The following is an 8,788-nucleotide window of genomic DNA, read 5'->3' as shown; positions in this document are numbered from 1 at the left end:
TCCCATCCTGATGACTTCACGGACGTTGTCTCTTGCTGCGCACTTCATCGAAGAGCAGGACCAGGGTCAGAAATGGCGTCACGTCCCCGGCAGCCAAGTCACGTACACCGGGCCACAACATCTACGCACAACCGAATAGACATCTCGTGCAGGACTGGGATCTTACAGAAGGCATAGAACGCCATAAGGAGGTGCACCATGACACTGGACTTCAACACCGTTAACGTTAGCCCCCGCATTGAGGCAGGGTCGGAACTACTGCACGTGCAGCGGTTGGCTGATGTGCAAGCAATCCGGCAACTGGGTGCGATCTATCCGATCCTCGTGGACAGCCACGACTTGAACGCCCTTGTCGACTTGTTCGCGCAGGACGGCACTTTTCTGCGTGCCGGACATGTGCACACAGGTCGCAAGGAGTTGCGTGAGTTCTTCGCTCAGATTATGCGCACCTACTCCATGACCGTCCATAGCGTTCATTCGCACGTGGTGGACCTGGCGTTGGGTGCGAAGACAGCGGTCGGTGTGCAGATGGGGCATGGAGAGGTGGCGATCAAGGGGCAACGGTGTCTCGCAGCGTATCGCTACGACGACGAGTATCGCTGGGTCGAGGGCCGATGGTTGTTCGCTCGCCGACAGATGCGTTATGAGTACTTTTCGTCCCACGATGCTTTGGGTAGTAGCCTCGCCGGTCGCCAGCGCGTTCGCGTTCCCGGCGCCGCCCCGCGGGACGCAGAGATTCCGGAGGAGCTGCCTAGTCATCTGGGTGCACAAGCGGCTCGCAACGAAAGGGTTCAATGATGGCGGAGACCAAGTCTGTAGTTTCAACTCCCCTCGACCGGGCCAAGGCGATGCTGGAGCACGCACTGCCAGCCCACGGTGGGGGAACACTGGAGGACCGCCGCGAGGGCTATGAGGCGGTGCTCGCACAGTTGCCCATTCCCGAGGACGCATCGATCACCGCCGCCACGTACGGAGGCGTCGACGGGTACTGGGTCCACGCCGCTGGCGCCTCTACCGGACGGATCGGCGTGATGCTGCACGGAGGCGGCTACATCATCGGATCGGCCAAGGGCTATCGTGCGTATGCTGCGGAGGTGTCACGGGCAACCGACGCGCGGGTCTTCGTGGCGGAGTACCGTCTGGCCCCGGAACATCCGTTTCCGGCGGCCCTCGACGATGCGCGAAGCGTCCTTGCTGCCGCGATCGACGAAGTTGGGCCTCAGTCATGCTTCGCAATTGGAGACTCTGCAGGCGGGGGACTGGTGATCAGCTCCTTGTGGGATTTGCACCGCACAGGGGCGACACTCCCGGGCCGCATCGTCCTCGTGTCGCCACTCGTCGACCTGACAGTCACCAATCCCAGCTACGAAGAGCGCGCAAACATCGACCCGGTCGTTTCGCGCAAAGGCATTCAACGCGCTGCCGGTCTATACCTCGGCGGGCGAGGACCGGATGAGGTGCCGGCAGCGTTCCCGATGCTGTCCGATCTCGGCTGGCTCCCGCCTTGCCTATTGCTCGTGGGGGGTGCGGAGGTCCTGCTGGACGACTCACGCAATCTAGCGGAGAAGCTTGAGCGGGAAGGGGCGCGCGTCGAATATCGCGAGTACAACGACATGGTGCACGTCTGGACGCTGTTCTCGTCATTCCTGCCTGAAGGACAGGAAGCGCTGGAGCAGATCGGCGCATTCGTGAACACAGAGGCCTATGGCACCAGCCCTGGTTACTGACGCGGTACGGCGTCGAAATCGAGCACCCGTCCCGCCGAATCAACCGGCACAGCCCACCAACATATTGCATCAGATGAATGAATCATGCAATTAATGCAGAATGCCTGCAATTTGTGGGTCAGGCGCCAATGCCTGCCGCCTCCACAGTGCCTTGAACCAAGTGGTCTTTACATGGAAGGGCTGTTGGCCGGTGCGCCACCGGACGGCCTGGATCCCAGTAACGGCAAAGGATTTCAAGGTCCAGCAGCCGAAATCGGGGATTGCGAATCAACGGCTGGTCGATCGCCTGTGGGGTTTCAGCCAGTCCTTTCCGTCCATGGACGCAATCAGTGTTTTCATCGGTCCACCTCCATGCGCCACTATTAGTTGACAGCCGGGGGAGAGGTCAACATTTGTGTGACACACTGCGAGGCGCCGAGGCCGTCTCGTGCACTCCCCGAGGAAAGTGCGCCTGTACTGGACGCGAGAGCAGGTGATCACTTCGACTGGATGCCGGTCAAAAGCTTGCGCTGGCAAACATTCCCACGGGAACTCGAGGAACGCATGCTGAATTGATGAAAATTTGGACCGCGGGATCCGGCAGGGAAAACGGAGGCAACGATGCCCCGTGCCCGCTGGGGCGGCAAAGATGCGGCCTCAAGATCCCGCAGACGAAAGGATCGCAATGGCAGGAATGTTCGAACTCTTTGTCGACCCGGAATCAGCGTTCAGGTTTCGGCTGACCGCACCCGATGGTACTGTCATGGCAGTTTCCAAGCCCTTCGATACCAAGTCCGATGCTGTTGCCGGCATCGCCGCCGTGCGCGAATATGCCGGCATGGGCCTGATCACCGATCACTGCACAACATCCACAAATGCCGCACCGACAGCCACCTGGACTGATCCTGGCAGTCAAACTGATGATTCCCCGCGCATGCCAAAGATCGACTTCCACACCCGCGCTAGGGCGCTTCGCCGGGCCGTCTCGGGGCCGCGCTGGGCCGGGGCAATCCACTACCTTTCCTGAGCGCCGGGGATGGGCGCCGAGACCAGTCTTCCGAACCGCTACGCGGGCATCTTTGATGAGTCAACACGCTCTGTTGGACATCGTATTCAGGCCTGAGTTCTGGTGAATGTCGCGACCGCGATTCCTCGGGAAGGGGATGGGTGCTGGCATCGACGTCCGTTCTGAATATGATTCCACGGTCGTGAGGACGCGGACATTATGGCTCGCCTTTAGCGCACAGCTGTTGCACCGGTGCCAATCACCGCTACCAGTTTGTCACCTTCCTGCCGGAAGCGCGTGAGGCTCTTGAAGGTATCGGCACGTTCGTCAACGATCACGTCTCAGCGCCCTAAACGCGCCGACGCCGGTCGAGTCCTGTCGTGTGTGTACGCGGCGGGCGCCACATTGGATACGATGCCATTTGTCCTTGACTATTCCTCTTACGTTTGATGCAATTCGATGGTGCGAACAGATGAGACAAGCGCTGACGGCTTCACCGCTCGGGTAGCTGAAGAAGTCGCCGCGATGAGTTATGCAAACCTGCCACCGCTTGTTATAACTAGAGCGCGCCACGTGTTGCTCGACTGGCTCGGCGCGGCGATGGCAGGCTCTGTGGAGCCAGTGGGGCGAATAGCGCAGGGGATTGCAGCCGAAACCGGATCGCGACCGGTCGCCACCATCATCGGAACGCGACTGCGCACGTCACCACGCGAGGCAGCAATGGCGAACGCTATGGCTGCGCACGCACTGGACTTCGATGACTCCAGTTTTTGGATGGATGGACACCCGTCGGCGGCGGTCGTATCGGCGGCGGTCGCACTGGGTGAGGCTTTACAGTCAACCACCGGACAGGCCGTGGCAGCGATCGTTGCCGGACTGCAAGGACAGGCCCGCATTGCTCTCGCAACAGGACCTTCCGCCTACGAGAACGGCTTCCACGGCACCGGCATCTACGGCACGTTTGGCGCCGCAGGGGCATGCGCGCATCTCCTCGGCCTCGATGTAAACGGTTTCGAGCGGAGCTATACCCTCGCGGCCACGCAGGCAGCGGGGCTCAGGCGCACCTTCGGAACAATGAGCAAACACCTGAATGCGGCGAACGCTGCCTCCGGGGGCATGCTCGCAGCGCAACTGGCGGCGAAGGGGTTCACTGCACCCACGGACGGAATCGAAGGACGGCAGGGGTTCGTCTGGACGCACAGCACCACCTTTGACCCATCTCGTCCACAGGCGGTCATGGGAGGTCGCTGGGCGATCGAGTCAATTCTCTTCAAGCGACACGCCAGCTGTCACGGTACACACTCGACCATCAATGGAGTCGCCCAGCTACGCGCCGCACATGCGTTCACCGAAAACGACATTGCCGGCGTTCGCCTGTTTGTTCCCGACAAGGTGACGGACATCTGCTGCATCAGCGACCCTGTTTCAGGGCTAGAGGGCAAATTCAGTGTGCGGCATGCTGCCAGTATCGCTCTCGCAGGCCTGGACACCGGTCCCGCTGGATTTACTGACGCAAGCGTGCATGACGCACGACTTGTCGCCCTACGCCAGCTCGTCACCGTGTGCCCGGAGGTCGACCGTCAGTTGACGGCCCCGACACGCGTTGAGATAACGCTTCATAACGGACATGTTCTGGAAGCGGAAGTCGATGCGTATCAGCCCACACCAGATTCGGAACTGGGAGCCGAGTGGGAGGCCCTCAAGAGCAAGTTCATTTCTCTCGCGAGTCCAGTCATCGGCACTTCGGCGGCGCGCGACGTGGTTGGCAGCATCGAGCGACTTGATCCGGATCGCACGATCGGACAACTGCTCAACCTCGAGTAGCGGTGCGGTCCCGGGGATGATGTGTCAGACAGTGAACTAGCAGAGGCTCTCCGCACCGGAGCCACCTGACCAGAAGCTGCGCGAGCGCTATTCTTTTGCTCAAAGACATGTGATCAGTGTCCAAAACGAACGCTTGTCAAGTGTTTCGCCCCGGCGTCGTTAAGTGCACTCGTGATCGAATAATGCGCCAGCTCGACGGGAGTCACAGTGTCCTGTGAGGCCGTGACGAGCAGTAACTTCTTGATCGCCAATTTCGTTGCCTGAGTAATGATGCTGAAACGGTCGGCGTCTTCCGGGGCGCATTATCGAAAGGCTCTTGCTCATGTCCACCCGACCTGCGGTTTCCTCTCGAATGCAATCCGAGAAGTCCTCCAAACCGCTGCGAGCTCACGATGACAGTCACCCTTGGCTCAGGCCGGTGCGCCAGCCAAATGCTGGCGTGCGCAACGCTTTCGTTGCTGATGAAATGTGTGGACGCAATGCTCCGCAGGGAATCTGGGATCACATGTCGAGGGGTCCTGGATTACGACCTCTTCCTCGACCGCACCGTGAGACCCGATATTCATCTATCACTCCTCAGTGACCAAGAGTTGCCTGAACCAACATTGTTGAGAATGCCGAAAATTGTTTGATTCCAGATCGCGGTTGATCGCTGTCACTCTTCGCCTTCGGATCGACGCGGGTCAAGTCCTTTTGGGTGATCCCTGTGGTCCTTCGGGGTCGGGGTTATGCCGTGAGGGCGTGGAGATCGGGTCGGTCACCTCCTCGGAGCTGGGCTCGCGGGCACGGCGTGCGGCGGTCGTACCGGGCGTGCACGGCCTCGGCGTCGGGCTGGTCGAAGATGTCCCGGGCAGGGTCTTCACCCACGGATGCGGTGAGGGCGTGGAGGTCGGACCGGGAGGTAGGACGGAGAAATCGCGGGGAGTTTCCGCAGATGGACTTCCGCGCTGGCGCCGCCGAAATGATCGCGCTGTTCCGCGAGCAGGATCGAGTCCCTGCCGAGCAGGGGTGACCCAGCACGCGTGGCGTGCGTTGTGACTTGGGAACCGATTGTCCCGGGATGAGCCTCCTGAGTTCGACGACCAACCCAAAGGAGAATCATGGATTTGAAGGGCACGACTGCGCTGGTCAGGGGAGCCGCATTCGGACTGGGCGCGGCAACCACTCAGGCACGCCTCGCTGACGGTGTCACTGTCGTCGATATTGATCTGCCTTCCTCCATCGAGCAGGTGCCCATCCAGGACGGACTGACCTTTATCGCTGCCGATGTCACCAAGGAAGACGAAGTGAGGGCAGCGCTCGACGCGGTAGGGGGGCGGGGAACTGCGCCTCGTCGTCAACTGCGCAGGGATCGGGCCTCGCCCCGGAATCGTGGACACGCCGATGCTCGCTACGGTCTCGGAAACCTACAGGGTGGACCTGGCTGAGGCAGTAGTTTTCCCCAAGCGACTGCGGCGACCCGACGAGTTCGCGCACCTGGTCCTGATGCTTGCCGAACACGGCTACATCTACGGGCGACACTGTGCGAACGGACGGCGCGCTCGGTGTGGTACCTCAGTAACCGTCGGGGCCGCAAAGGAAATTGACGCAGCGTCAAGTATGCACGCATCGGATTCGGACAACCAGGAGTGCCGCGGGATCGGATCATCGCGCCGATTCTGAGTGGAACGAAGACGGCGACCAGTCGACTGGTCGCCGTCTTCGACCTCGAGCAGGAGCCGATCTCTAGGCCCGGCGAGCGATACGAGATCATCGGTTCCGGCGGCGGGGGCCCTGCGCTCATCGGGATCGACGAAGTCAGAATCCTCCGGCTAGCAGACGTCGGGCAAGACCTATCAAGCGCGGAGTGCGGTTCTTTCGAGAGCGTCGACGACCGGCGGAGGATGCACGTTCAGGGTTGGCAGTCGTTCACGTCGGCAATCCGGGATGCGACGTGCGACCCTAGCCGGACAATAACTGACGACACACCCGTGGTTTCAGGTTCCTCCATCAGATCGGGTGACCGGGGTCGGCGCCGGTCGGTGCCTCAGGGCGACCCCGGTAGCGCTCCCGGCATATCAAGGAGACTTGCGACGGTGGAGTAGTGCATGTCGGTTGTGCATTCTCCGATCAGGAGCCCGGCGGCGTCGCGCAGGTAGATTTCGATCCCTTCTGAGGTCTGATACCCGCGTCCACCGTGCAGGGTCATACAGGTGGTCGCGACGTCGAATGCCATCTCGGTGAGGAAGGGCTTCAGGAGGTGGTCCAGGACAGGGTCACCCTGGCCGGCCTGAACGAGCTGCGTTGCATCGTAGAGCATCGATCGACCGGCTTCGATGTTCTGCTTCATCCGCACCATCTTGTGCTGAAGTGCTTGCATCGATGCCAGTGACTCGTGGTTGAACGTGCGCTCTCGCAGGAATGCGTCCGTCTTTTCCCACACACCCTCGGCGAGCCCTAGTGCCATCGCTGAGATGGGGTGCGTCGAAACTTTGCTTGCACCCGTCACGTCGGTGAGCTGGCGGTCTTTCACCAGAACGCTCATGTCGCGCACACGTTCCGCCGGTACCCGTACGTCCGACATTTCGACACGGCCCCAGGGCGCACCAACGCCCATCTTCGGCATCGCGGTTATCGTCAAGCCGGGCTGATCGGTGGTAAGCCAGAACAGGTGCATATCGCCGTTGACCAGACCCGAGACGCCCATCACGTCCGCGAAAGTCCCCTGTCCTGCGAAATGGCGGACGCCGTTGAGAACATACCCATCCCCTTCGCGCCGCGCCAGATCCGGGTGCTCGCTGTAATTGGCATAACCGGCAGGGTTGGTCGATGCGAAGGATACGGTCGTTTCGCCGGCTAGTGCACTTCGGGCCCAGCGCTCTGCCACGGCCGGCGTACCGACCATGTTCACGGGAATGTTCATCTGCATCATCGCGCTCAGGGCGACGCCAGGACACTCGCGTGAGAGTTCTTCCATGACGATAACCATCCCCATGACACCCATCTCGTCGCCGCCGAGCGACTTCGGTGCAAACACGCGCAAGATGCCGGCGTCGCCCAGGAGCCGGTTCATCTCTTTGAGAAATGGGGGGTTGCCGTAACCCTCCAGTCTGCGTGGGCCGAGGGTTTCGCGTGCAAAGGTTCGTACCTTGTCGCGAATCGCGAGCTGGTCCTCTGTCAGGATTCTGGACATGGGGCTTGGTTCCTAATCTTCGTCATGCCGACCTGGCATCCCTGCTGGATGTCGTGTCGGGCCGTAGTCGGTGACGCCCCCACGCGAGAAGCTGCCTGCTGCCGACGAGTGCCTGCTTTAGACGCACTCGACCCGCTGGCGTTCGAGCTTGAAGGTATGGATGTACCAGTTGCCGTCGTCGAGTCGGACGTAGGTTTCGTGGTAGGCGCCGATGTTGTGCATGTGTTTGACCGGCCTGCCGACCGGGAACCAGTGGTAACTCTCGAACCTGAACCTCGCCGTGGCGGTGCTATCCGAGGTGAGCACGATGTAGGGATCCATGATGTGGTGAACCATCACGTGATCGTCGGGGACGTCGACGTGCGCGGCGAGAATCGCATCGCGGCCGACCAGGGGCCACTCGGCTTTTTCGGCAGACTGCTTGAAGTAGTCGGACACGGTGCTGGGGACAGGGTCCTTGGTGTAGGGCTGAAGCGGATTCGGGAAATCGCTTTCGTCGAAGACTGCATCCGGAGCGAACACCGAAGCGAAGTCATCCCACTTGTGACGATCAGCACTGTACGCGTACTTGCTCTTCACCTGCTTGATCTGCTCCATGGCGAAGAGTTGATCGGCGATACTCATTGTGAGTTCGGCGGACGCTGTCATTCTTTCCTCCCGGTTCGCACACGCTGGCGCCGAGTGGCGTCCCAGCCGGCATGTGGGCTTCTTTCTATCAGTCCCCTGCGGCAGGGTCAAGCGAACCATAGAATCGAATGCAGGCGGTAGTGGTATCGGATTCAGGAACTACATGGTATCGTATGCAGGAATGATTGGGCGGGTGGCCGCTTGGGTTCGTTCCGGGGCCACGGATGAGTGTGCTAAGTCGAGGTGAGTTCTTGTCAATGAAGACGGATGAGATGGTGGGTGTGCCTTCGGAGGCGGTGGATGATCGTGTGGACAAGTGGTCAACACCGGTTTTGAATGATGAGAATCGGTTGAAGTTGGCGACGTTCGCTACCAATATGCGTGGGAGTGTGACGCTTGCCAATGTGGAGGGCAAGGTCCTGGGCAGTTGGGAGGAGAGCCTTCGGTTGGCGC

Annotated in this window: 8 protein-coding genes; 6 read left to right on the top strand and 2 right to left on the bottom strand. The window is 60.7% G+C overall.

Going from position 1 to position 8,788, the window contains the following annotated elements:
- The first annotated feature begins 198 nt into the window (after nt 1–198).
- The 5 genes from AC1DCM_RS26325 to AC1DCM_RS26305 all read left to right on the top strand — a co-directional run bounded on the left by AC1DCM_RS26325 (nt 199) and on the right by AC1DCM_RS26305 (nt 5,963).
- Nucleotides 199–798 carry a nuclear transport factor 2 family protein gene (locus tag AC1DCM_RS26325; RefSeq protein WP_477520298.1) on the top strand — a complete coding sequence of 200 codons (600 nt, stop codon included), beginning with the start codon at nt 199–201 and terminating at the stop codon, nt 796–798.
- Entirely contained in the window at nt 795–1,727 is a 933-nt protein-coding gene (locus AC1DCM_RS26320; protein ID WP_477520297.1) for an alpha/beta hydrolase, read from the top strand. The genes AC1DCM_RS26325 and AC1DCM_RS26320 overlap by 4 nt, the downstream gene beginning before the upstream one ends.
- 664 nt (nt 1,728–2,391) lie before the next feature.
- Nucleotides 2,392–2,733, top strand: coding sequence for a YegP family protein (locus AC1DCM_RS26315; protein ID WP_477520296.1), 342 nt, complete (start codon nt 2,392–2,394; stop codon nt 2,731–2,733).
- 438 nt (nt 2,734–3,171) lie between these two features.
- Nucleotides 3,172–4,536 carry an MmgE/PrpD family protein gene (locus tag AC1DCM_RS26310; RefSeq protein ID WP_477520295.1) on the top strand — a complete coding sequence of 455 codons (1,365 nt, stop codon included), beginning with the start codon at nt 3,172–3,174 and terminating at the stop codon, nt 4,534–4,536.
- 1,100 nt (nt 4,537–5,636) lie between these two features.
- Complete coding sequence (locus AC1DCM_RS26305; protein ID WP_477520294.1) at nt 5,637–5,963, top strand: hypothetical protein; 327 nt, start codon at nt 5,637–5,639, stop codon at nt 5,961–5,963.
- Nucleotides 5,964–6,562: 599 nt separating this feature from the next.
- Here AC1DCM_RS26305 and AC1DCM_RS26300 read toward each other — a convergent pair.
- Nucleotides 6,563–7,708, bottom strand: coding sequence for an acyl-CoA dehydrogenase family protein (locus AC1DCM_RS26300; protein WP_477520293.1), 1,146 nt, complete (start codon nt 7,706–7,708; stop codon nt 6,563–6,565).
- 117 nt (nt 7,709–7,825) lie between these two features.
- On the bottom strand, nt 7,826–8,356 hold the full coding sequence (locus AC1DCM_RS26295) for a nuclear transport factor 2 family protein (protein WP_477520292.1): 531 nt from the start codon (nt 8,354–8,356) through the stop codon (nt 7,826–7,828).
- 236 nt (nt 8,357–8,592) lie between these two features.
- On the opposite strand from AC1DCM_RS26295, the gene AC1DCM_RS26290 reads away from it, so the two are divergent.
- Nucleotides 8,593–8,788 (top strand): hypothetical protein (locus tag AC1DCM_RS26290; RefSeq protein WP_477520291.1); only part of this gene is annotated, 196 nt, incomplete at its 3' end.

It is taken from the genome of Paenarthrobacter sp. 10N417 (assembly GCF_056394745.1).
Note: the sequence above shows the minus strand (reverse complement) of the source record. Positions and strands in the feature narration are given on the sequence as shown.